The 21186-nt window shown below is 71.0% G+C and carries 24 protein-coding genes; 19 read left to right on the top strand and 5 right to left on the bottom strand.

From position 1 onward, the window contains the following. Window positions 1–6: 6 nt before the first annotated feature. Entirely contained in the window at window positions 7–1965 is a 1959-nt protein-coding gene (locus AC2EAQ_RS04905) for a sensor histidine kinase (protein ID WP_484640670.1), read from the bottom strand. Further along, on the bottom strand, window positions 1962–3377 hold the full coding sequence (locus AC2EAQ_RS04900; protein ID WP_484640669.1) for a sigma-54-dependent transcriptional regulator: 1416 nt from the start codon (window positions 3375–3377) through the stop codon (window positions 1962–1964). The genes AC2EAQ_RS04905 and AC2EAQ_RS04900 overlap by 4 nt, the downstream gene beginning before the upstream one ends. 209 nt (window positions 3378–3586) lie before the next feature. On the opposite strand from AC2EAQ_RS04900, the gene AC2EAQ_RS04895 reads away from it, so the two are divergent. The 7 genes from AC2EAQ_RS04895 to AC2EAQ_RS04865 are packed head-to-tail and all read left to right on the top strand — an operon-like array spanning window position 3587 to window position 10158. After that, the gene (locus AC2EAQ_RS04895; RefSeq protein WP_484640667.1) at window positions 3587–3802 is read left to right on the top strand and encodes a formate dehydrogenase; all 216 of its coding nucleotides are present in this window, start codon (window positions 3587–3589) and stop codon (window positions 3800–3802) included. Window positions 3803–3856: 54 nt separating this feature from the next. Continuing rightward, window positions 3857–6829 (top strand): formate dehydrogenase subunit alpha, encoded by a 2973-nt coding sequence (locus tag AC2EAQ_RS04890; protein ID WP_484640666.1) that lies wholly within the window; start codon window positions 3857–3859, stop codon window positions 6827–6829. A gap of 15 nt (window positions 6830–6844) precedes the next feature. Beyond that, entirely contained in the window at window positions 6845–7447 is a 603-nt protein-coding gene (fdh3B, locus tag AC2EAQ_RS04885) for a formate dehydrogenase FDH3 subunit beta (RefSeq protein WP_484640664.1), read from the top strand. Continuing rightward, on the top strand, window positions 7444–7716 hold the full coding sequence (locus AC2EAQ_RS04880; protein WP_484640663.1) for a hypothetical protein: 273 nt from the start codon (window positions 7444–7446) through the stop codon (window positions 7714–7716). The genes fdh3B and AC2EAQ_RS04880 overlap by 4 nt, the downstream gene beginning before the upstream one ends. A 20-nt stretch (window positions 7717–7736) precedes the next feature. Then, window positions 7737–8861, top strand: a complete 1125-nt coding sequence (locus AC2EAQ_RS04875; RefSeq protein ID WP_484641163.1) for a formate dehydrogenase subunit gamma — start codon at window positions 7737–7739, stop codon at window positions 8859–8861. A 25-nt stretch (window positions 8862–8886) separates the two neighbouring features. After that, window positions 8887–9228: a hypothetical protein gene (locus AC2EAQ_RS04870; protein ID WP_484640662.1), complete on the top strand. Its 342-nt coding sequence runs from the start codon at window positions 8887–8889 to the stop codon at window positions 9226–9228. A gap of 39 nt (window positions 9229–9267) precedes the next feature. Then, a complete protein-coding gene (locus AC2EAQ_RS04865; protein WP_484640660.1) occupies window positions 9268–10158 on the top strand; it encodes a formate dehydrogenase accessory sulfurtransferase FdhD in 891 nt (296 codons plus the stop codon). A 37-nt stretch (window positions 10159–10195) separates the two neighbouring features. On the opposite strand, the gene AC2EAQ_RS04860 is transcribed toward AC2EAQ_RS04865, so the two are convergent. After that, window positions 10196–10729, bottom strand: a complete 534-nt coding sequence (locus AC2EAQ_RS04860) for an Mpo1 family 2-hydroxy fatty acid dioxygenase (RefSeq protein WP_484640658.1) — start codon at window positions 10727–10729, stop codon at window positions 10196–10198. A gap of 149 nt (window positions 10730–10878) precedes the next feature. Here AC2EAQ_RS04860 and dcd point away from each other — a divergent pair, with 149 nt between their 5' ends. Both dcd and ypfJ read left to right on the top strand, forming a co-directional pair. Further along, window positions 10879–11448 (top strand): dCTP deaminase, encoded by a 570-nt coding sequence (gene dcd / locus AC2EAQ_RS04855; RefSeq protein WP_484640656.1) that lies wholly within the window; start codon window positions 10879–10881, stop codon window positions 11446–11448. A gap of 2 nt (window positions 11449–11450) precedes the next feature. Next, window positions 11451–12329, top strand: coding sequence for a KPN_02809 family neutral zinc metallopeptidase (gene ypfJ, locus AC2EAQ_RS04850; RefSeq protein WP_484640655.1), 879 nt, complete (start codon window positions 11451–11453; stop codon window positions 12327–12329). A 21-nt stretch (window positions 12330–12350) separates the two neighbouring features. Here ypfJ and AC2EAQ_RS04845 read toward each other — a convergent pair whose 3' ends face one another. Continuing rightward, window positions 12351–12953, bottom strand: a complete 603-nt coding sequence (locus tag AC2EAQ_RS04845) for a YqhA family protein (protein ID WP_484640653.1) — start codon at window positions 12951–12953, stop codon at window positions 12351–12353. A 139-nt stretch (window positions 12954–13092) separates the two neighbouring features. On the opposite strand from AC2EAQ_RS04845, the gene acs reads away from it, so the two are divergent. Both acs and AC2EAQ_RS04835 read left to right on the top strand, forming a co-directional pair. After that, the gene (gene acs, locus AC2EAQ_RS04840) at window positions 13093–15057 is read left to right on the top strand and encodes an acetate--CoA ligase (RefSeq protein ID WP_484640652.1); all 1965 of its coding nucleotides are present in this window, start codon (window positions 13093–13095) and stop codon (window positions 15055–15057) included. Window positions 15058–15184: 127 nt separating this feature from the next. Continuing rightward, entirely contained in the window at window positions 15185–15640 is a 456-nt protein-coding gene (locus tag AC2EAQ_RS04835; RefSeq protein ID WP_484640651.1) for a DUF3016 domain-containing protein, read from the top strand. Here AC2EAQ_RS04835 and AC2EAQ_RS04830 read toward each other — a convergent pair. Then, window positions 15633–16124 (bottom strand): thioesterase family protein, encoded by a 492-nt coding sequence (locus tag AC2EAQ_RS04830; protein WP_484640650.1) that lies wholly within the window; start codon window positions 16122–16124, stop codon window positions 15633–15635. The two genes, AC2EAQ_RS04835 and AC2EAQ_RS04830, sit on opposite strands and share 8 nt — an antisense overlap. Before the next feature lie 72 nt (window positions 16125–16196). Between AC2EAQ_RS04830 and AC2EAQ_RS04825 the strand changes: the two genes are divergently transcribed. The 8 genes from AC2EAQ_RS04825 to AC2EAQ_RS04790 all read left to right on the top strand — a co-directional run bounded on the left by AC2EAQ_RS04825 (window position 16197) and on the right by AC2EAQ_RS04790 (window position 21169). After that, window positions 16197–16946: a heparan-alpha-glucosaminide N-acetyltransferase gene (locus AC2EAQ_RS04825; protein ID WP_484640649.1), complete on the top strand. Its 750-nt coding sequence runs from the start codon at window positions 16197–16199 to the stop codon at window positions 16944–16946. A gap of 128 nt (window positions 16947–17074) precedes the next feature. Continuing rightward, a complete protein-coding gene (locus AC2EAQ_RS04820) occupies window positions 17075–17671 on the top strand; it encodes a hypothetical protein (protein WP_484640648.1) in 597 nt (198 codons plus the stop codon). A gap of 79 nt (window positions 17672–17750) precedes the next feature. Further along, complete coding sequence (rlmB, locus tag AC2EAQ_RS04815) at window positions 17751–18506, top strand: 23S rRNA (guanosine(2251)-2'-O)-methyltransferase RlmB (RefSeq protein WP_484640647.1); 756 nt, start codon at window positions 17751–17753, stop codon at window positions 18504–18506. Then, window positions 18503–19153 (top strand): HAD family hydrolase, encoded by a 651-nt coding sequence (locus AC2EAQ_RS04810; protein WP_484640646.1) that lies wholly within the window; start codon window positions 18503–18505, stop codon window positions 19151–19153. The genes rlmB and AC2EAQ_RS04810 overlap by 4 nt, the downstream gene beginning before the upstream one ends. A 28-nt stretch (window positions 19154–19181) precedes the next feature. Continuing rightward, entirely contained in the window at window positions 19182–19580 is a 399-nt protein-coding gene (locus tag AC2EAQ_RS04805) for an MAPEG family protein (protein ID WP_484640645.1), read from the top strand. Further along, window positions 19570–20112 (top strand): GNAT family N-acetyltransferase, encoded by a 543-nt coding sequence (locus AC2EAQ_RS04800; protein ID WP_484640644.1) that lies wholly within the window; start codon window positions 19570–19572, stop codon window positions 20110–20112. The genes AC2EAQ_RS04805 and AC2EAQ_RS04800 overlap by 11 nt, the downstream gene beginning before the upstream one ends. Further along, window positions 20109–20720 (top strand): LysE family translocator, encoded by a 612-nt coding sequence (locus AC2EAQ_RS04795; RefSeq protein WP_484640643.1) that lies wholly within the window; start codon window positions 20109–20111, stop codon window positions 20718–20720. The genes AC2EAQ_RS04800 and AC2EAQ_RS04795 overlap by 4 nt, the downstream gene beginning before the upstream one ends. 62 nt (window positions 20721–20782) lie before the next feature. Continuing rightward, window positions 20783–21169 (top strand): RidA family protein, encoded by a 387-nt coding sequence (locus tag AC2EAQ_RS04790; RefSeq protein ID WP_484640642.1) that lies wholly within the window; start codon window positions 20783–20785, stop codon window positions 21167–21169. Window positions 21170–21186 lie beyond the last annotated feature (17 nt).

Here is a 21186-nt window from a genome sequence, read left to right as displayed (position 1 = left end):
GCCGGCTCAGGCGCGCAGCCGCAGCGTGAAGCGCGCACCGCGCTCGCCGTCGTCGCGGTCGGCGGCGATCAGCTCGCCGCCGTAGCGCTCGACGATGCTGCGGCTGATCCACAGGCCCAGGCCGGTGCCGTCCTTCTTGCGCGTGACGAAGGGCTTGAACAGCTCGCGCAGCAGTTCCGGGCCGAGCCCGGGGCCGGTGTCGACGATCTCGATCTCCATCGCGCCCCCGCCGATGTCGCGCGAGACCAGCGTCAGGCGGCCGCCGTCGGGCATGGCGTGGATGGCGTTGACGAGCAGGTTCACCAGCACCTGCTGCAGCTCCTGCCGGTTGAGCACCGGCCGGCAGGTCGCGGCCAGGCGCCGGTCGAGCGCGATGCGCGTCTTGGCCAGCAGGTGCCCCACCAGCACGAGGCAGTCCTCCAGCACGCGCGCCGTGTCCACCGGCTCGGCGTAGCCGGCGTACTCGGTGGGGCGGGCGAACTGCAGCAGCTGGGTCACGATCAGCCGCATGCGCTCGACCTGCTGGTCGAGCAGCCGCAGCTCGGCCTGCACCCTGCCGGCGTCGGCGCCGAGCAGCTCGCGCAGCAGGTCGAGATTGCCCTGGATCACCGCGATCGGGTTGTTCACCTCGTGCGCGATGCTGGCGGTGAGCTGGCCGATGGCCGCGAGCTTCTCCGAGCGCACGAGCTGCTGCTGCGCGTCGGCCAGCTCGCGCGTGCGCTCGGCCACCTTGGCGTCGAGCTCGCGCGTGTGCGCCGCGATGGTGTCGAGCAGGTGGTCCAGGTGCGCCGCCAGCCGGCCCACCTCGTCGGCGCTCCCCGGCGGCACCGCCAGCCCCGAGCGCGCGTCGATGTCGCCGCCCTCGACGCGGCGCATCGTGTCGGCGATGCGCTCGAGCGGGCCGAAGATGCTGCGCGCCAGCCGCAGCGACCAGGCCGCGCCGCCGGCCATCACGGCCAGCAGCAGCACGCCGATGCCGCCCAGGATGCCGTACTTGACCCAGGTGAACGGCTGCTCCAGGTAGCCGACGTAGAGCATGCCCACGCGCCGCCCGGCGCCGTCGGCCAGCGGCTGGTAGCCCGACACGTACCAGTCGTTGACGACGAAGGCGCGCCCGAGCCAGGTGGTGCCGGCGCCGAGCACCTGCTCGCGCACGCTGCGCGAGACCCGCGTGCCGATGGCCCGGTTGCCGTCGGCACCGTCGCCGCCGGCGAACAGGCGCACGTTGGTGGAGATGCGCACGTCGTCGAGGAACAGCGTGGCCGTGCCGCGGCTGCCGAAGGGCAGCGAGCCGGCCGGGTAGACGATCTCGTTGATGTGGTCGATGAACGCCAGGTTGCGGTTGAGCAGCACCCCGCCGCTGACCACGCCGAGCACGCGGCCGGCGTCGTCGCGCAGCGGGGCGCTGGACAGCACCACCATGGCGCGGTCCTCCTGCGTGCGGTCGGTCGGCGCGGCGTTGCGCGTGGGCACCAACGGCACCGTCACCCGGGCCGCGAGGGCCGGCGCCAGGCGGGCCAGCTCGGCCGGGTCGAGCAGCTCGATGCTGGTGCGCGCGGCGTCCGCTATCGCACCCGCCGGCGCCGGCATCGGGCCGTCGGCCGAGCCTTCGCTGCTGGCGATTACCCGGCCGTCCACGCCGCGCAGTTCCAGGAAGTCCAGCCGCTCGCGCCGCTTGTGGCGGATCAGGTATTCCGCGAGTCGGCCGCGGTCGTCGCGCAGGCGCGCCATGTCGGCCGACTCGGCGGCGGCCAAGGTGCTGCCGCCGACCTCGCCCAGCACGCGGTCGAAGTAGCCGTTGGCCACCGCCAGGTCGGCCCGGATCTTGGCGATCAGCAGGCCTTCGAAGGCGGCATTGAGCCAGACCAGCAGGCCGATGCTGAGCAGCGGCAGCGCCACCGCCAGCGGCAGCAGCACCAACGCGAGCAGCTTGCCCCGGATGGGCAGCCGCGAGAACCAGTTCATCGGCCGGCCCAGTCGGCCACGCGCCGCTCGAGCGTGCGGCGCGAGATGCCCAGCAGCCGGGCGGCCTTGGTCTTGTCGCCGCCCACGGAGTCGAGCACCGCGGTGATGTGAAGCTTCTCCAGCGTGTGCAGGTCGGTGGGCAGCGCGGTGCGCGCCGCGTCGGGCGCGGCCTTGGGGGCATAGCCCTGGTACAGCGCCGACACGTTGAGCGCGCCCAGGATCAGCGAGCGCTCGATCAGGTTGCGCAGTTCGCGCACGTTGCCGGGCCAGTCGTACTGGGTCAGGTAGGCCAGCTCGTCCACCGTGACGTCGATCGGCTCGACGCCGAGCTGCGGCGCCAGCGTGGCGATGAAGTGCTCCACCAGGTCGGCGATGTCCTCCTTGTGCGATCGCAGCGGCGGCAGCGCGATCTCCACCACCTGCAGCCGGTAGTACAGGTCGGCCCGCAGCCGCCCCTCGGCCACCGCGTCGGGCAGGTGGCGGCTGCTCGCGGCCACCACGCGCACGTCCACCGGGATCTGCTGCTCGCCGCCGACCGGGCGCACGCGGCGGTCGTCCAGCAGCCGCACCAGGGCGGCCTGCACCGGCGCAGGCAGCTCGGTCACCTCGTCGAGGAACACCGTGCCGCCCTGGGCGTAGACGAACAGGCCGTCGCGGCCGCGCTCGCCGCGTGCCGGCGGCGTGCCGAACAGCTCGGCCTCGATGGCCCCGCCGGAAGCCGTGGCGCAGTTGACCGGCACGAACGGGCCGGCGCGGCCGCTGAGCCGGTGCAGCGCCAGCGCCGCCAGTTCCTTGCCGGTGCCCGACTCGCCGGTCAGCAGCGCGTTGCTGCCCACGCCGGCCACGCGCTGCAGCGTCTCGCGCAGCTCGCGGATCGCCTGCGAGCGCCCGACCAGGCCGTCGGCGGGCGGGGTGCGCTGCCAGAGCGCGCGCCGCAGCACCCAGTTCTCGCGCTTCAGTCGCGCCCGCTCCAGCGCGTGCTTCATCGCGTTGAGCACCTGGGTGACGCGGAACGGCTTGAGGATGAAGTCGCTGGCGCCGGCGCGCAGCGCCTCGATGGCGGTGTCGAGGTCGGCAAAGGCGGTGATCAGCACCACCTCGCTGCCGACGCCGGCCTCGCGCAGTTCGCGCAGCCACTGCAGGCCGCTCTTGCCGGGCAGGGCGATGTCCAGCACCACGAGGTCGAAGCGGTGGCGGTGCACCAGCGCCTCGGCGGCCTCGGCGCTGTCGGCGCTGGCCACGTGGCCGACGCGGGGCTCGAAGGTGCGCTCCAGGAAGTGGCGCATGCCCGGCTCGTCGTCCACGATCAGCACGGCAGCCAGCGGCCAGCGCTCGCCGTCGGCGGCCGCTGCTGGGCCGGGCACCGGGGACGGGCCGGGGGCCGGGGTCGGTCGGGCCGGGGGCGTGTTCATGCGGCGGCGGAGTTCGTCATGGCGCGCATTCTGGCGCCGCGGCCGCCAGCCCCGGGTTGCGACAGTTTGTCGTTACCCGACTGGTACTGCCCCTGATTGTTGACCCTCGGTGGCTGAAGGGTAATCACGGACGTCCTATGCATGCGCGTGCATGGGTGGCGCCCTGGCGGGCGTCGCCGACCCCCTGTTACATCCTGGAGGTGACTTCGATGAGCGACCCGAAAGACAAGTCCGTGCTTGGCCGCCGCCGCCTGTTCGCGGCCGGAGGCACCGTCGGGGCCCTGGCCGCCGCGGCGGCCGTGCTGCCGCTGTCGCGCACCGCCCAGGCACCCGCGGCCGAGGCCGCCAAGCCCGCGCCCGAGAAGGGCGGCGGCTACCAGCTCACCGCCCACGTCCAGCAGTACTACGACACGACGCGCATCTAGCCCGTCGCTGCCTACCATCCCGATGACCTCCGGACCCTGTTTCGAGGAGTTCCCATGTTGCTGACCCGCAAGACCGTTTCCGCCGGTGGCGCGTCCTCGTCCGCCCTCGTGGCCAGCCTGGCCCGTGGCGTCACGCGCGCGATCCCCACGATGGACCGCCGTGCCTTCCTGCGCCGCTCGGGCCTCGGCGTGGGCGCCGGCCTGGCCGCGTCGCAGCTCACGCTCGTCAAGAAGGCCCAGGCCGCCGAAGGCGCCAAGGCCGGCGGCGAGAAGAAGGTCGAGGTCAAGCGCACCGTGTGCGGCCACTGCTCGGTCGGCTGTGCGGTCGACGCCGTGGTCGAGAACGGCGTCTGGGTGCGCCAGGAGCCGGTGTTCGACTCGCCGATCAACCTCGGCGCGCACTGCGCCAAGGGCGCGGCGGTGCGCGAGAACGGGCATGGCGAGTTCCGCCTCAAGAGCCCGATGAAGCTGGTCAACGGCAAGTACCAGAAGATCAGCTGGGACCAGGCGCTGGACGAGATCAGTGCCAAGATGCTGGAGTTGCGCAAGGCCAGCGGGCCGGACTCGATCTTCGTGGTCGGCTCGTCCAAGCACAACAACGAGCAGGCGTACCTGCTGCGCAAGTGGATGACGCTCTGGGGCAGCAACAACTGCGACCACCAGGCGCGCATCTGCCACAGCACCACCGTGGCCGGCGTGGCCAACACGTGGGGCTACGGCGCGATGACCAATTCGTACAACGACATGCAGAACAGCAAGTGCGCGTTGTACATCGGCTCCAACGCGGCCGAGGCGCACCCGGTGTCGCTGCTGCACATGCTGCATGCCAAGGAGAACGGCTGCAAGATGATCGTGGTCGACCCGCGCTTCACGCGCACGGCGGCCAAGGCCGACGAGTACGTGCGGCTGCGCTCGGGCACCGACATCCCGTTCCTGTTCGGCGTGCTGTACCACGTGTTCAAGAACGGCTGGGAAGACAAGAAGTACATCGAGGACCGCGTCTTCGGCATGGAGAAGGTGCGCGAGGAGGTGCTCGCCAAGTGGACGCCGGACAAGGTCCAGGAGGCCTGCGGCGTCGACGAGGCCACCTGCCTGAAGGTGGCCAAGCTGATGGCCGAGAACCGGCCCAGCACGATCGTCTGGTGCATGGGCCAGACCCAGCACACGATCGGCAACGCGATGGTGCGCGCGTCGTGCATCCTGCAGCTGGCGCTGGGCAACATCGGCAAGAGCGGCGGCGGCGCGAACATCTTCCGCGGCCACGACAACGTGCAGGGCGCCACCGACGTCGGCCCCAACCCCGACTCGCTGCCGGGCTACTACGGCGTGGCCGAAGGTTCCTTCAAGCACTTCGCCAGCACCTGGGGCGTGGACTTCGAGTGGATCAAGAAGCAGTACGCGCCGGGCATGATGACCAAGCCGGGCATCACGGTGTCGCGCTGGGTCGACGGCGTGCTCGAGAAGAACGAGCTGATCGACCAGGACAGCAACCTGCGCGGCATGTTCTTCTGGGGCCATGCGCCGAACTCCCAGACCCGCGGTCTCGAGATGAAGCGGGCGATGGACAAGCTGGACCTGCTGGTCGTGATCGACCCGTTCCCCAGCGCCACCGCCGCGATGGCGGCCATGCCGGGCAAGGCCGACGACGCCAACCCCAACCGCGCCGTCTACCTGCTGCCCGCGACCACGCAGTTCGAGACCAGCGGCTCGTGCACCGCGAGCAACCGCTCGATCCAGTGGCGCGAGAAGGTCATGGAGCCGCTGTGGGACAGCCGCACCGACCACATGATCATGTACCAGCTGGCGCAGAAGCTGGGCTTCGGCACCGAGCTGGTCAAGAACTTCAAGCTGCAGAAGGTGCGGGGCATGGACGAGCCCGTGCCCGAGGACATCCTGCGCGAGATCAACAAGTCGGTCTGGACCATCGGCTACACGGGCCAGAGCCCGGAGCGCCTGAAGGCCCACATGCGCAACATGAACGTCTTCGACGTGAAGACGCTGCGCGCCAAGGGCGGCATCGACAAGGAAACCGGCTACAAGCTCGACGGCGACTACTTCGGCCTGCCGTGGCCGTGCTACGGCACCCCCGAGCTCAAGCACCCGGGCAGCCCGAACCTGTACGACACGTCCAAGCACGTGATGGACGGCGGCGGCAACTTCCGCGCCAACTTCGGCGTCGAGCGTGACGGACAGTCGCTGCTGGCCGGCGACGGCTCGCACAGCAAGGGCGCCGACCTGACCACCGGCTATCCCGAGTTCGACCACCTGCTGCTCAAGAAGCTGGGCTGGTGGGACGAGCTGTCCGAGGACGAGAAGAAGAAGGCCGAGGGCAAGAACTGGAAGACCGATCCCACCGGCGCGATCATCCGCGTGGCGATGAAGAACCACGGCTGCCATCCGTTCGGCAATGCCAAGGCGCGGGCCGTGGTCTGGAACTTCCCGGACCCGGTGCCCCAGCACCGCGAACCGCTGTACAGCAACCGCCCGGACCTGGTGGCCAAGTACCCGACGCACGACGACCGCAAGGCGTTCTGGCGCATGCCGACGCTGTTCAAGTCGGTGCAGGAGAAGAACAAGGACATCGGCAAGGGCTACCCGCTGGTGATGACCTCCGGCCGCCTGGTGGAGTTCGAAGGCGGCGGCGAGGAGACGCGCTCCAACCCCTGGCTGGCCGAACTGCAGCAGGACATGTTCGTCGAGATCAACCCGAAGGCCGCCAACGACCGCGGCATCCGCAACGGCGAGTACGTGTGGGTGAAGACGCCGCCGATGCAGGCCGTGCCCGAATTCAAGGGCATCCGCGTCAAGGCGATGGTCACCGAGCGGGTGGGCGAGGACACGGTGTTCCTGCCCTTCCACTTCAGCGGACGCTGGGGCGGCATGGACATGCTGCCGTACTACCCGCAAGGCGCGGCCCCGGTGGTGCGCGGCGAGGCGGTGAACACTGCCACGACCTACGGCTACGACAGCGTCACGATGATGCAGGAAACCAAGACGACGGTCTGCCAGATCGAGCGTGCGGCCTAAACAGGAGAGCATTCAATGGCACGGATGAAATTTCTCTGCGACGCCGAGCGCTGCATCGAGTGCAACGGCTGCGTCACGGCCTGCAAGGCCGAGCACGACGTGCCCTGGGGCGTGAACCGCCGCCGGGTCGTCACCCTCAACGACGGTGTGCCGGGCGAGCGCAGCATCTCGGTGGCCTGCATGCACTGCTCGGACGCGCCGTGCATGGCGGTGTGCCCCGTGGACTGCTTCTACCGCACTGAAGAGGGCGTGGTGCTGCACGACAAGGACGTCTGCATCGGCTGCGGCTACTGCTCGTACGCCTGCCCGTTCGGCGCGCCGCAGTTCCCGACCAACGGCACCTTCGGCCTGCGCGGCAAGATGGACAAGTGCACCTTCTGCGCCGGCGGCCCGGAAGCCAACGGCTCGGACGCCGAGAACGAGAAGTACGGCCGCAATCGCCTGGCCGAGGGCAAGCTGCCGGCCTGCGCCGAGATGTGCTCGACCAAGGCCCTGCTGGGCGGCGACGGCGATGTGGTGTCGGACATCTTCCGCACCCGGGTGCTGCAGCGCGGCAAGGGCAGCGAGGTCTGGGGCTGGGGCACCGCCTACGGCAAGCCCACCGGAGCCAAGTCGTGAGCGCCCGCTCGACCCTCGGCCTGCTGATGGCCGCCAGCGTGGCCGTGGGCGTGGCCGGCTGCGGCGACAAGGCCCAGACCGCCGATGCCGGCGTCAAGAAGGCGGACGCCAAGGCCTGGGAGGGCGGCGGCAACGCCGCCTACAGCGCCGGCGGCTGGAAGACCGGCGACAAGGCCAGCTGGGAAGCCCAGATGAAGGCGCGGGCGGAGCGCGGCCAGAACGAGTATTCGCGCAGCGCTGCCGCGCCTGCCGAGACCAAGTCGCAGTGAGCACCGTCGAAAGGGACGCCATGCCGCGCTGGATGCACAGGTTCCTCGCCGCCCTGGCCGGGCTGGCGATCGCGTGGCCGATGGCCGCGTCGGCGCAGGCCCCCGCCTCCGCGCCCGCCGGCGGCCCGCCCGCCGGCTTCGTCGCGCCGGCCGAGCCCAAGCCCGACGAGAGCAATGCCGAGCGGGCCCGCAGCCAGCCGGGCAACAACGCGCCGTTCTGGCGCGCCGTGAAGGACCAGCAGGGCTACACCAGCCTGCCCGGCGCCGAGAAGGGCATGCTGATCCAGCCCTTCGTCGACTATCCCGGCTCCACCTTCACCACGGCCGGCGAGGCCTGGCGCCAGGTGCGCAACCAGGTGATCATTCCCTACGGTGGCGCGCTGATGGCCATCGTGGTGCTGGCCATCGCCATCTTCTACTGGCGCCGCGGCACGCTGGGCGGCCACCTGCCCGACACCGGCCGCCGCATCGAGCGCTTCACGCCGTTCGAGCGCGCCGCCCACTGGACCAACGCCATCGCGTTCGTCGTGCTGGCCGTGTCCGGCATCGTGATGGCCTTCGGCAAGTTCATCCTGCTGCCGGTGATCGGGGCCACGCTGTTCGGCTGGCTGAGCTATGCGCTCAAGACCGCGCACAACTTCGCCGGCCCGCTGTTCGCGGTGTCGCTGGTGGTGGTGATCGTGACCTTCGTGCGCGACAACCTGCCGCGCTCCGAGGACGTGACCTGGCTTGCCCGCGCGGGCGGTCTGTTCGGCGACCACGAGGTGCCGTCGCACCGCTTCAACGCGGGCGAGAAGCTGCTGTTCTGGGCCGGCGTGTTCGTCCTCGGCCTGGTGGTGGTGGGCTCCGGCCTGTTCCTCGACAAGCTGGTGCCGGGCTTCGTCTACACCCGCGGCGAGATGCAGATCGCCCACATGATCCACGCCAGTGCGGCCGTGCTGATGATGTGCGCCTTCCTCGGTCACATCTACATGGGCACCCTCGGCATGAAGGGCGCCTACGACGCGATGCGCACGGGTTACGTCGACGAAGCCTGGGCCAAGGAGCACCACGAGCTGTGGGCCAACGACATCCAGGCCGGCCGGATCCCGGCCCAGCGTTCGGCGGGCACGCCCGCCGCGCCGGTGGTGGCCCGCCAGGCCTGACCCGACCACGTTTTCCGGAGCCGACATGAAGCGACTGCTGATCCTGTCCGTCCTTGCCACTGTGGCCGGCGTGGCCGCTGCCAAGCTGCCGCCGCTGTCCGACGAGGCCAAGGCCAAGGCGGCCGAGGCCGCCGCCAAGACCGCGCACAACGGCAAGGTGGACAACTACAAGCTGTGCCTGTCGATGGACAAGGTGGCCGCGCGCTACCAGGCCGAGGCCAAGAAGGCCGGCAAGGACATCAAGCCGTCGGCCGGGGCTGCGCCCTGCGCTGATCCGGGCCCCTTCGTGTACCCGCCGCCGGCTGCGCCCGCGGCGGCTGCGGCCCCGGCACCTGCCCCGGCCGCCGCGCCGGCCAAGAAGACCTGAGCACCGACGCGGCCGGCGCCGCCGCGTAGACTCCTGCGCATGCTGCCGCTGCCCGACCCTCGCGACGACCAGCCGCGCCCGCACCTGACGCGGGCGCAGGCGTCGCTCACGCGCGACGTCGAGGTGCTGGACGAATTCGGCCAGCGGCGCGTGATCCACATCCCGGCCGAGCGGCCGCTCACGCTGTATGTCGACAAGCGCGAGGTCGTCACGCTGATGACCCTCGGCGCCGCGCCCGAACTGCTGACGCTGGGCTACCTGCGCAACCAGCAGCTGGTGGAGTCGCTGGCCGAGATCGAGTCGGTCACGGTGGACTGGGACGTCGGCGCCGCGGCCGTGCGCACCCGCAACGGCGGCGCCGACTTCGAGGCGCGCACCGCGCGCCGCATCGTCACCACCGGCTGCGGGCAGGGCACCATGTTCGGCAACCTGATGGAGCAGATCGACCGGGTGAAGCTGCCGCCGCCGTCGCAGGCGCGCATCCGCCAGAGCACGCTGCAGGCGCTCAACGAGGCGATGCGCAAGGTGGACAGCATCCATCGCCGCGCCGGCTCGGTGCATGGCTGCGCGCTGTTCCGCGGCACCGAGATGCTCACCTTCGTGGAAGACGTGGGCCGCCACAACGCGATCGACACCATCGCCGGCTGGATGTGGATGCACGGCGATGCGCCACTGGGCCAGGGCGGCGACAAGGTGTTCTACACCACGGGCCGCCTGACCAGCGAGATGGTCACCAAGGCGGCGCAGCTCGGCGTGCCGATCGTCATCTCGCGCAACGGCGTCACCCAGATGGGCTACGAACTGGCCGGCAAGCTGGGCATGACGCTGTTCGGGCGCGCCAGCCAGCGCCACTTCGTCTGCTACTGCGGCTTCGACCGCTTCGACGCCGAGCCGGAGCCCGAGCGGCCGCCGGTGCGCATCGTCACCTGAGGGTCGCCCGCGCGCGGCGCGGCCTCGGTGCGCGGCGTCAGCGCGCGGACGGCGCGTGCAGGTCGCGCAGCCGGGTCGGGCCCACGCGCGACTCGATCTCGGCAGCGAGCGCCTTGCCCCAGCCCAGGCCGAACAGCGCCTCGGCCACGACGAACATCGGGCCCACCAGCAGGCCGCGCAGGTCGTCCACGAAGGCCGGCTTGCGGCCCTCGTAGTAGTGGCCGACGAACTGGATGACCCAGCCGACGACGAAGGCGCCCAGGCTCCAGGCCAGCCAGGCGGCCGTGGGCAGCCGGCCCAGCGGCGCGGCGGCCAGGATCAGCAGCAGGTTGGCGACGCTGGTTAGCGCGCCCAGGGCCACGTGGCCCCGGCTCAGGTACCACAGCGTGGTCAGCGCCCACAGCACCAGGGCCGGCGTGGCCTCCAGCGGGCCGATCGCGAACACCGGCCGCGCCAGCAGGCCGCCGACGGCGAACACGATCAGCGGGATGCCGACGAAGTGGGTGGCGATGTTGCGCCGGTCACGGTGGTACGCGGCATACTTGGTCATCAGGTCGGTGGCGGCGGACATGGCGTCTGCTCCTCGGGCCGGTCGCAGCGGGCTCGGCCCCATGGTAGCGCCGTTGCCAGCGGCCGCACAGGCCCTCGCCGCCGCGGGCGGCGCCGCGTGACGCCTTGCCTACAATCGTCCGGCCTCCCCCGCCCACCCACCCCCAGGCCATGAGCATCAAGAGCGACAAGTGGATCCGCCGCATGGCGGCCGAGCATCGGATGATCGAGCCCTTCGAGCCGGGGCAGGTGCGCGTCGCACCCGACGGCCACCGCATCGTGAGCTATGGCACCAGCAGCTACGGCTACGACATCCGCTGCGCGCCGGAGTTCAAGGTCTTCACCAACATCCACAGCACGGTGGTCGATCCGAAGAACTTCGACGAGAAGAGCTTCGTCGACATCGAGGCCGACGTCTGCATCATCCCGCCCAACAGCTTCGCGCTGGCGCGCACAGTGGAGTACTTCCGCATCCCGCGCAACGTGCTGACGATCTGCCTGGGCAAGAGCACCTACGCGCGCTGCGGGATCATCGTCAACGTGACGCCCTTCGAGCCCGAGTGGGAAGGCTACGTGACGCTGGAGTTCAGCAACACCACGCCGCTGCCGGCCAAGATCTACGCCGGCGAGGGCTGCGCTCAGGTGCTGTTCTTCGAGAGCGACGAGGTCTGCGAGACCTCCTACAAGGACCGCGGCGGCAAGTACCAGGGCCAGCGCGGCGTCACCCTGCCCAAGGCCTGACCATGAAGTGGGAAGGCCACCGCCAGAGCGACAACGTCGAGGACCGGCGTGGTCAGGGGGGTGGCGGCGGCGTGCGCCTGGGTGGCGGGCGCGGCATCGGCCTGGGCACGATCGTCATCGCCCTGGTCGCGGGCTGGATCTTCGGCATCAACCCGCTCACCGTGCTCGGCGTGCTGGGCGGGGCCGGGCCGATGGAGCCGCCGTCGGCCCAGTCGCCGGCGCAGCGCCCACCGGCCAACGACGAGGTGGCGGCCTTCGTGTCCACCGTGCTGGCCGACACCGAGGACGTATGGGGCGCGCTGATGCAGGCCGGCGGCGCCACCTACGCGCAGCCCCGGCTGGTGCTGTTCCGCGGTGCCACGCCCACGGCCTGCGGCACGGGCCAGTCGGCCATGGGGCCGTTCTACTGCCCGGGCGACAGCAAGGTCTACATCGACCTGGCGTTCTTCGACACCTTGCGCAGCCGCATGGGCGCGCCGGGCGACTTCGCCCAGGCCTACGTCATCGCGCACGAGGTGGGGCACCACGTGCAGAACCAGCTCGGCATCACCGGCAAGGTCGACTCGATGCGCGGCCGCGTCAGCCAGGCCCAGATGAACGCGCTGTCGGTGCGGGTGGAACTGCAGGCCGACTGCTTCGCCGGCGTCTGGGCCCATCACTCGCAGAAGGGCAAGGGCTGGCTCGACCGTTCCGACATCGACGAGGCGCTCAATGCCGCGGCCCAGATCGGCGACGACACGCTGCAGCGCCGGTCCCAGGGCACGGTGGTGCCCGAGAGCTTCACCCACGGCACGAGCGCCCAGCGCCAGACCTGGTTCCGGCGCGGCCTGCAGACCGGCAGCGTCGCCCAGTGCAACACCTTCGACGCGCGCACCCTGTAGCGCCCGCGGGCGCCTTGGGGCTCAGTGCCTGGCCGAGGGGGCCGACATCAGCCGGTCGGTGTAGGCGATCGCCATCGCCGACAGCAGGAAGGTGATGTGGATCGCCGTCTGCGCGATCAGCACCTTGTCGCTGTAGTTGGCGGCGTTGATGAAGGTCTTGAGCAGGTGGATCGAGCTGATGCCGATGATGGCCGTGGCCAGCTTCACCTTGAGCACCGACGCATTGACATGGCTCAACCATTCCGGCTGGTCCGGGTGGCCCTGCAGGTTCATGCGCGAGACGAAGGTCTCGTAGCCGCCGACGATCACCATGATCAGCAGGTTGCTGATCATCACCACGTCGATCAGCGCCAGCACCACCAGCATGATGATGGTCTCGTTCAGCGTGACCGTGTCCGGGCCGCTGTAGCCGATGCTCTTGACCAGCGCCGCGATGGCGGTCTGGCTGCCGAATGCGGCCTCGATCAGGTGCCAAAGCTCGAGCAGGAAGTGCCAGACGTACACGCCCTGGGCCGCGATCAGCCCCAGGTACAGCGGCAGCTGGAGCCAGCGGCTCATGAAGATGATTCGGGGCAGGGCGCCCATGGCGGCGGCGTCCACGCCGGCTTGCGGCTGCTTGTCCATCGGATTAGGGTATTCCTCGAGTGCGCGGCATTGTAGGGACGGCACCGGGGTCGCCTGATATTGATGCAAAGTAAGGCATCGGTAAGAGCCTCCCCCTACTGTCGCGGCCAGTCCGGACACTGAACGCAGGAGACAGACCATGAGCACCGAATCGCACCTGTACCCGCCCCCCGCGGCCCTTTCCCAGGCCGCCCACGTGGCCGGCCCCGCCGCCTACGACCAGCTCGTCGCCGAGGCCGAGCGCGACTACGAGGGCTACTGGTCGCGCCTGGCGCGCGAGTTCGTCACCTGGAAGAAGGTGCCGACCAAGGGCCTGAACAGCAGCAACGCGCCGTTCTTCAAGTGGTTCGAGGACGGCACGCTCAACGTGTCCTACAACTGCCTGGACCGCAACGTCGAGCGCGGCCTGGGCGGCAAGACGGCCATCATCTTCGAGGCCGACGACGGCGCGGTGACCAAGGTCACCTACCAGGAGCTGCTCGAGCGCGTGTGCCAGTTCGCCAACGTGCTCAAGGCGCGCGGCGTCAAGAAGGGCGATCGCGTCGTCATCTACATGTCGATGGGCGTGGAAGGCGTTGCCGCGATGCAGGCCTGCGCGCGCATCGGTGCCACGCACTCGGTGGTGTTCGGCGGCTTCTCTGCGCAGAGCCTGCGCGACCGCATCAACGACGCCGGCGCGGTGATGGTGATCACCGCCGACGAGCAGAAGCGCGGCGGCAAGTCGCTGCCGCTGAAGTCCATCGTCGACGAGGCCATCGGCCTGGGTGGCTGCGAGAGCATCCGCGACGTGATCGTGTTCAAGCGCACCGGCGGCAACATCGCGTGGCACCCGTCGCGCGACCGCTGGCTGCACGAGGAACTGGCCGGCAAGCCCACCACCTGCGAGCCGGAATGGGTCGAGGCCGAGCACCCGCTGTTCCTGCTGTACACGTCGGGCTCCACCGGCAAGCCCAAGGGCGTGCAGCACAGCACCGGCGGCTACCTGCTGCACGCGGCGCTGACCACCAAGTGGACCTTCGACCTGAAGGACAACGACGTCTTCTGGTGCACCGCCGACATCGGCTGGGTCACCGGCCACACCTACATCACCTACGGCCCGCTGGCCCTGGGCGGCACCGAGATCGTGTTCGAGGGCGTGCCCACGTTCCCGGCCGCCGACCGCTTCTGGAAGACGATCGAGAAGCACAAGGTCAGCATCTTCTACACCGCGCCCACCGCGATCCGCTCGCTGATCAAGGCGGCCGAGACCAACGATGCCGTGCACCCGAAGCACAGCAACCTGTCGAGCCTGCGCATCCTCGGCTCGGTGGGCGAGCCGATCAACCCGGCGGCCTGGGAGTGGTACCACCAGCACGTGGGCGGCGGCCGCTGCCCCATCGTGGACACCTTCTGGCAGACCGAGACCGGCGGCCACATGATCACGCCGCTGCCGGGCGTCACCACGCTGGTGCCGGGCTCGTGCACGCTGCCGTTCCCGGGCATCCAGGCGGCCATCGTCGACGAGACGGGCAACGACGTGCCCAACGGGCAGGGCGGCATCCTCGTCGTCAAGAAGCCCTGGCCCAGCATGATCCGCACGATCTACGGTGACCCGGAGCGCTTCAAGAAGAGCTACTACCCGCCCGAGCTGAAGGGCTACTACCTGGCGGGCGACGGCGCGATCCGCGACGCCAAGACCGGCTACTTCACCATCACCGGCCGCATCGACGACGTGCTCAACGTGTCCGGCCACCGCATGGGCACGATGGAGATCGAGTCGGCGCTGGTGGCGCATACCGAGCTGGTGGCCGAGGCCGCCGTGGTGGGCCGCCCGGACGACACCACCGGCGAGGCGATCTGCGCCTTCGTCGTGCTCAAGCGGCCACGGCCGACCGGCGATGAAGCCAAGAAGATCGCCACCGAACTGCGCAACTGGGTGGCCAAGGAGATCGGCCCGATCGCCAAGCCGAAGGACATCCGCTTCGGCGAGAACCTGCCCAAGACCCGCAGCGGCAAGATCATGCGCCGCCTGCTGCGCTCCATCGCCAAGGGCGAGGCGATCACCCAGGACACCTCCACGCTGGAGAACCCGGCGATCCTGGAGCAACTGTCCGAGACCAACTAGCGCGTTCGGTAAAGGTTTGCGAAGCCGGTGCCACAGGCACCGGCCGGGCGCTAGCATGGAGCCTTCCTCGCTTTCGTCGGGAGTTGCCATGCGTCAATTCCGTGCTGTCGGCGTCGCATTGGGCGCCTTGATCGCCGGGTCCGCCGCGCACGCGGCGGGCACGGTGACCGTGAGCTTCGTCGAGCCTGCAGCGTTTCGCGACGTGCGCGACGCGCAGCTGCGGTCGCAGGACAACCTCGCCGCGCTGCAGCGCCACATCGAGGCCGCTGCGGCGGCGCACGTGGCGGACGGTCAGACCCTGCGCGTGGAGGTGACCGACGTCGACCTGGCGGGTGAACTCCGCCACGGCGCGCCGGCCGGGCCGGTGCGCGTGCTGCGCGGCGGTGCCGACTGGCCCCGCATCGAGCTGCGCTACGTGCTGGAAGCACCGGGCCAGGCGCCGCGCAGCGGCCGTGCGGTGGTGCAGGACATGACGTACCTGCAGCGCGGCGCGGGCCTGCGCCAGCGCATCGACCTGCCCTACGAGCGCCGCATGCTCGACGAATGGTTCGGCACCGCGTTCGCGGCGCCCGCGCCTAACTGACGACGTAGGCCGCCGACGCGGTGGCCACCAGGCCGCCCTGGTCGCTGACCAGGCGCATCTGCGTCGAGCCGATGCGCCCGCCCAGCCGCGACACCTCGGCGCTGGCCTCGAACCATGCGCCCAGGCCGGGGCTGAGGTAGTCGACCCGCAGGTCAATCGTCCCGAGCCGGCCGAACCGGTGCATCACCTGGGCCGCCGTCTCGTCGGGATGCTTCTCGGCCAGCGCCACCATCAGGGCCAGGCTGCCCATCACGTCCAGCGCCGAGGCGATCACGCCGCCGTGCAGGCGCCCGTAGAGGTAGTGGCCGACGAGTTCCGGCCGCATGACGAAGCGGATGCGCGGCGCGGGCAGGGCGAACGACTCGATCTTCAGGCCCAGGGTCTGGTTGAACGAGATCCTGTGCTCGTACAGCTCGGTCAGGTCGGCCTCCAGGCGGGCCTGCTCCTGGGCGCTGCGGCGGGTCGTGGGCGGCGACGTGCTCATGGGCGCATCGTAGTGGAGCCGGCCGGCGGCCCGGCGATGGTCTAGAGTGCCGGGGCCCCACCGACTGCCACCGTGACCTCCAGCGCCCCGCATCCGCCGGCACCGGCCGGCGCCCGCTTCGACCGCCTCGACGCCCTGCGCGGCGCGGCCATCGTCTGGATGGCGGTGTTCCACTTCGGCTTCGACCTCAACCACTTCGGCCTGCTCGACCCGCGCCAGAACTTCTACCGCGACCCGTTCTGGACCGTGCAGCGGACCGTGATCGTGTCGCTGTTCATGGCCACCGCCGGCCTGTCGCTGGCGGCGGCGCTGGACGCCGGCCAGCCCTGGCCGCGTTTCTGGCGCCGCTGGGCGCAGATCGCCGGCTGCGCGGTGCTGGTGTCGGCCGGGTCGGCGCTGATGTTCCCGCGCAGCTGGATCAGCTTCGGCGTGCTGCATGGCTTTGCCGTGATGCTGGTGCTGGCGCGGCTGGCGGCGCCGTTGCGCGGCGGGCTGTGGCTGCTGGGGCTGGCGTGCCTGCTGCTGCCGCAGCTGGTGCAGCATCCATGGTTCGACACGCGCTGGACGAACTGGGTCGGCCTCACCACGCGCAAGCCGATCACCGAGGACTGGGCGCCGGTGCTGCCGTGGCTCGGGGTCATGCTGTGGGGCCTGGCCGCCGGGCAATGGCTGCTGCGGCATCGGCGCGCCGCGCTGGCCGGGGCGCTGCCACGCCCGCTGGCGCCACTGGCCGCGCTGGGCCGCTGGTCGCTCACCTTCTACATGCTGCACCAGCCGGTGCTGATCGGCGCGATCCTCGCCTGGCGCGCGCTGGCGTCCTGATCGCGGCCCCGCAGCGGGACTTTTTTCACGTTCCAGGCCTCAAGTCCGGCCGACCGGCGCCGATCTAGTGCGCATCGGACCGGAACCGCATGCCCTGCGGGTCCGGCCCTGTGCCCTGGAGGCCGATCATGCCCATCGCCGCTGTTTCCTCTGCCGTCGCCGTCGGTGTGCGCCGAAGCGACACGTCCGCCACGGTCGAAGCCCCTGAGCGCGTGCGGGCCACGCCGCGCGTCACGCGCGAGCTGCCCGTGCGCAGCGACCTGCTCGACGCGATGAACGAGGCCCTGCGGCCGTCCGCCGACGGCAGCGATGCCGCCTCGCAGCCGGTGCTGCGATTCGCCCATGCGCTGATGGGCGACCTGAAGGCCCTGTCGGGCGGCGCGTCCGACCGTGCGCCGGCGTGGGGCGACCTGTCGCAGCGCCTGTCGGCCCTGGCCACGGCGGCCGCCCGGCCCGCCGACGCGGCGCCTGCCGCTCCGGACATCCCCGACCAGCCCAACCCGCTGACGACCACCACGGCGGCGGTGCACATCATGAAGGTGCCCAGCTCGCGCCTGCTCGAGGCCTTCGTCGCCATGCACCGGGCGCTGGGTCAGCAGAGCGACCTGCAGGCCGGCGACGAGCGCAAGGCGCTGGCCGACCTGGCCAAGCAGCTCGCGGGGGCCGTGGCGCCGGTGGGCGCGACGGCCGTCAAGGCCGGCTCGGTGGTCGACGTCCGGGCCTGACCCGGCGGCCGTTCGCAGGCGCGTAAAGTCGCGCCATGACCGACACCCCCCGATGCGCGGCGGCCGGAAGGCCCGCGCGATGACCCGCCACGTGCTCTACGGCTTCCATGCCGTGACGGTGCGCCTGAAGACCGCTCCGGACACCGTGGTGGAGGTGCACCTCGACACCCAGCGCCGCGACGCGCGCATGCGCGGCTTCGCCGAACGCGCCGCCGCGGCGGGCGCCAAGGTGGTGGACAGCGACGACGCCCGGCTCGGCAAGCTCGCCGGCAACGACCGCCACCAGGGCGTGGTGGCGCTGGTCAAGCCGCTGCCGCAACGTCACTCGCTCGACGACATCCTGGACGATGTGGCCGCCGGCGTGCCGCCGCTGGTGCTGGCGCTCGACGGCGTGACCGACCCGCACAACCTGGGCGCCTGCCTGCGCGTGGCCGACGGCGCCGGCGTGCACGCGGTGCTGGCGCCGAAGGATCACGCCGTGGGCCTGAACGCCACCGTGGCCAAGGTGGCCAGCGGTGCGGCCGAGACCGTGCCCTACCTGATGGTGACCAACCTCGCGCGCGCCCTGGGCGAGCTGAAGGAACGCGCCGTCACGGTGGTGGGCACCAGCGACGACGCCGAACGCACGCTGTACGACCTGGATCTGCGCGGCCCGGTGGCCCTGGTGCTCGGCGCCGAAGGCAAGGGCCTGCGCCAGCTCACCCGCAACACCTGCGACGTGCTGGTGCGCATCCCGATGGCCGGCGCGGTGGAGAGCCTCAACGTCAGCGTGGCGGCCGGCGTATGCCTGTACGAGGTGGTGCGCCAGCGCACAGCGGCGGCCGGCGCCGCGTGAGCCCGGCGCTCGTCATCTTCGACTGCGACGGCGTGCTCGTCGACAGCGAGCGCATCAGCCACGAGGTGCTGATCGCGATGCTGGCCGAGCGTGGCGTGACGATGGGCTTCGACGAAGCCGTGGACCGCTTCATGGGCTCGTCGATGCAGCGCTGCCTGGAGATCGTCGAGCAGCTGTGCGGTGCGCCGCCTTCGCAGTTCCTGCCCGCGTTCCGGGCCCGCACCTTCGCCGCGTTCGAGGCCGATCTGCAGCCGATCGACGGCATCGGCGAGGTGCTGGCCGGCCTGCCGCTGCCGTTCTGCGTGGCGTCGAACGGCCCGCGCGAGAAGATGCGGCTGACCCTGCGCCGCACCGGGCTGCTGGCCCGTTTCGAGCACGGACTGTTCAGCGCCGACGACGTCGCGCGGCCGAAACCCGCGCCCGACCTGTTCCTGCACGCGGCCGCGCGCATGCGGGCCGACCCCGCCGCCTGCATCGTGGTCGAGGACAGCCCGACCGGCATCGCCGCGGCCCGCGCCGCCGGCATGACGGCCTGGGGCTACGCCGGCATGACGCCCGCGGCGCGCCTGGCCGAAGCCGGCGCGCAGGCCACGTTCGCGTCGATGCGCGAGCTGCCGGCACGGCTGGCGGCCGCGGGGGCGGCGTGATGTCCCCCATCCTCCAGGAGCGCCTGCCATGCCGGCCTTGAATCTCGTCGACGCCGTGGCCATGCTGGCCGTGCTGCAGTACCTGTTCTTCGGTGGCCTGGTCGGCCGCGAGCGAGGCCGGCAGGGCGTGAAGGCGCCGGCCACCACCGGGCCGGAGCCCTTCGAGCGCATGAACCGGGTGCACCTCAACACGCTCGAGCTGCTGGTGGCCTTGCTGCCGGCGATGTACGTCGCTGCGCGCTACTGGCCGCCGACCTACGTGGCCGCGCTCGGCGCCGTGTACCTGGTCGGGCGGCTCGTGTACTGGCGCGCCTATGTCAATGCACCCGCGAGCCGGGGCCTGGGCTACATGGTCAGCATGGTCCCGGTGTTGGTGCTGGTGCTGGCCGCCCTGGTGCCGGCCGTGCTCGGACGCCATGCAGCCTGAGATCGCCGGTCACCTCGTGGCGCCGATGCGCGTCGAGGATGCCGCGGACTGGGCCGCCTATGCGACCCTGCCCGAAGAGCAGCGATTCACGAGCAGCGCGGTGCGCACGGTGGCCGACATCGTGCCGATGATCGAACGCACCCTGACCGGTGACCCGGGCGCCCCCGTGCTGTTCGCCGTTCGAGACGCGTCGGGAAGCCTGGTGGCGACCGTCGGGTTCCACAGCGTGTCCGCGCTCAACCTCAGCGCCGAGGTGACGTACACGGTGCACCCCGCCCGAGCCGGTCGCGGGCTCGCCACCCTGGCCTGCCGCGCGGCGGTGGCGTGGGGCTTTGCGGCCCGGGGCTGGGTCAGGGTGCAGGCCACCACGCTGCCCGACCATGCCGCGTCGCAGCGCGTGCTGGCCAAGTGCGGGTTCCGTCTCGAAGGCACGTTGCGCAACTTCCGCATCGTGCGCGGCGAGCCGCGCGACTACCTGCTGTTCGCGCGCGTGCCGGGCGACGCCGACGTGGCGCAGGGGGCCGCCCCATGAGCCTGGAGGCCTGGCTCGTCTACCTGGCCGCCGCCACCGGTCTGTCGCTGTCGCCCGGGCCCAATGGCCTGCTGGCGCTCACGCATGGCGCGCTGTATGGCTGGCGCCGCACGCTGTTCACCGTGGCCGGCGGGGCGGTGGGCTTCGTCGTGCTGATCGCGCTGTCGATGTTCGGCATCGGCGCCCTGCTGCAGGCGTCGGCGGGCTGGCTCACGGTGCTGAAATGGGTGGGCGGCGCCTATCTCGTGTGGCTCGGGGTGCAGGTCTGGCGCGCGCCGCCGATCGGCCTGGCGCCGGGCATCGACACCGGGCCGCGCAGCGGGGGCTCGATGTTCCGCCAGGGGGCGCTGTCAGCGCTGACCAATCCGAAGGGGCTGCTGTTCTTCGCCGCGTTCCTGCCGCAGTTCATCGACCCGGCGCGCGGCCTCGTGGTCCAGTTCGCGGTGATGGCCGGCACCTTTGCCGTGGTGGAGATCGTCACCGAGGTGCTGATCGCCGGCATGGCGCATCGCGTCAGCCCCTGGCTGGCGCGCGTGGGGCGCCGCTTCAACCAGGTCTGCGGCGGCGTGTTCGCGGCGATCGGCGTGGCGCTGCCGCTGCGCAGCTGAGCCGCGCCGCCGCGGTCCCCGGCGGGCAGAATCGCAGCGCGTCCCCACCCGAGGTTCCAGCCATGTCGCGTCGCCTGATCAGCTCCGGTTCCCCGTTCGAGGCCGAGATCGGCTACTCGCGTGCCGTCGTCGACGGCGAGTGGATCTTCGTGTCGGGCACCACCGGCTTCGACTACGCCACGATGACCATCGTGGATGACGCTGCCGGGCAGGCCGAGCAGTGCCTGCGCAACATCGGCGCGGCGCTGGCCGAGGCCGGCGCGTCCTTCGCCGACGTGGTGCGCGTGGTCTACGTGCTGCCCGACGCCAAGGACTTCCCGGCCTGCTGGCCGGCCCTGCGCCGGGCCTTCGGCGAGGTGCGCCCGGCGGCGATGATGATCAGCGCCGGCCTGCTCGATGAGCGCATGAAGATCGAGATCGAGGTCACCGCCCGCCGGCGTGCCGCTTGAGCGGTGCACCCACGGCG

The organism is Aquabacterium sp. T101, from assembly GCF_057219775.1.
The sequence above is the reverse complement of the archived record's forward strand: the minus strand, read 5'-3'. Positions and strand labels throughout refer to the sequence as shown.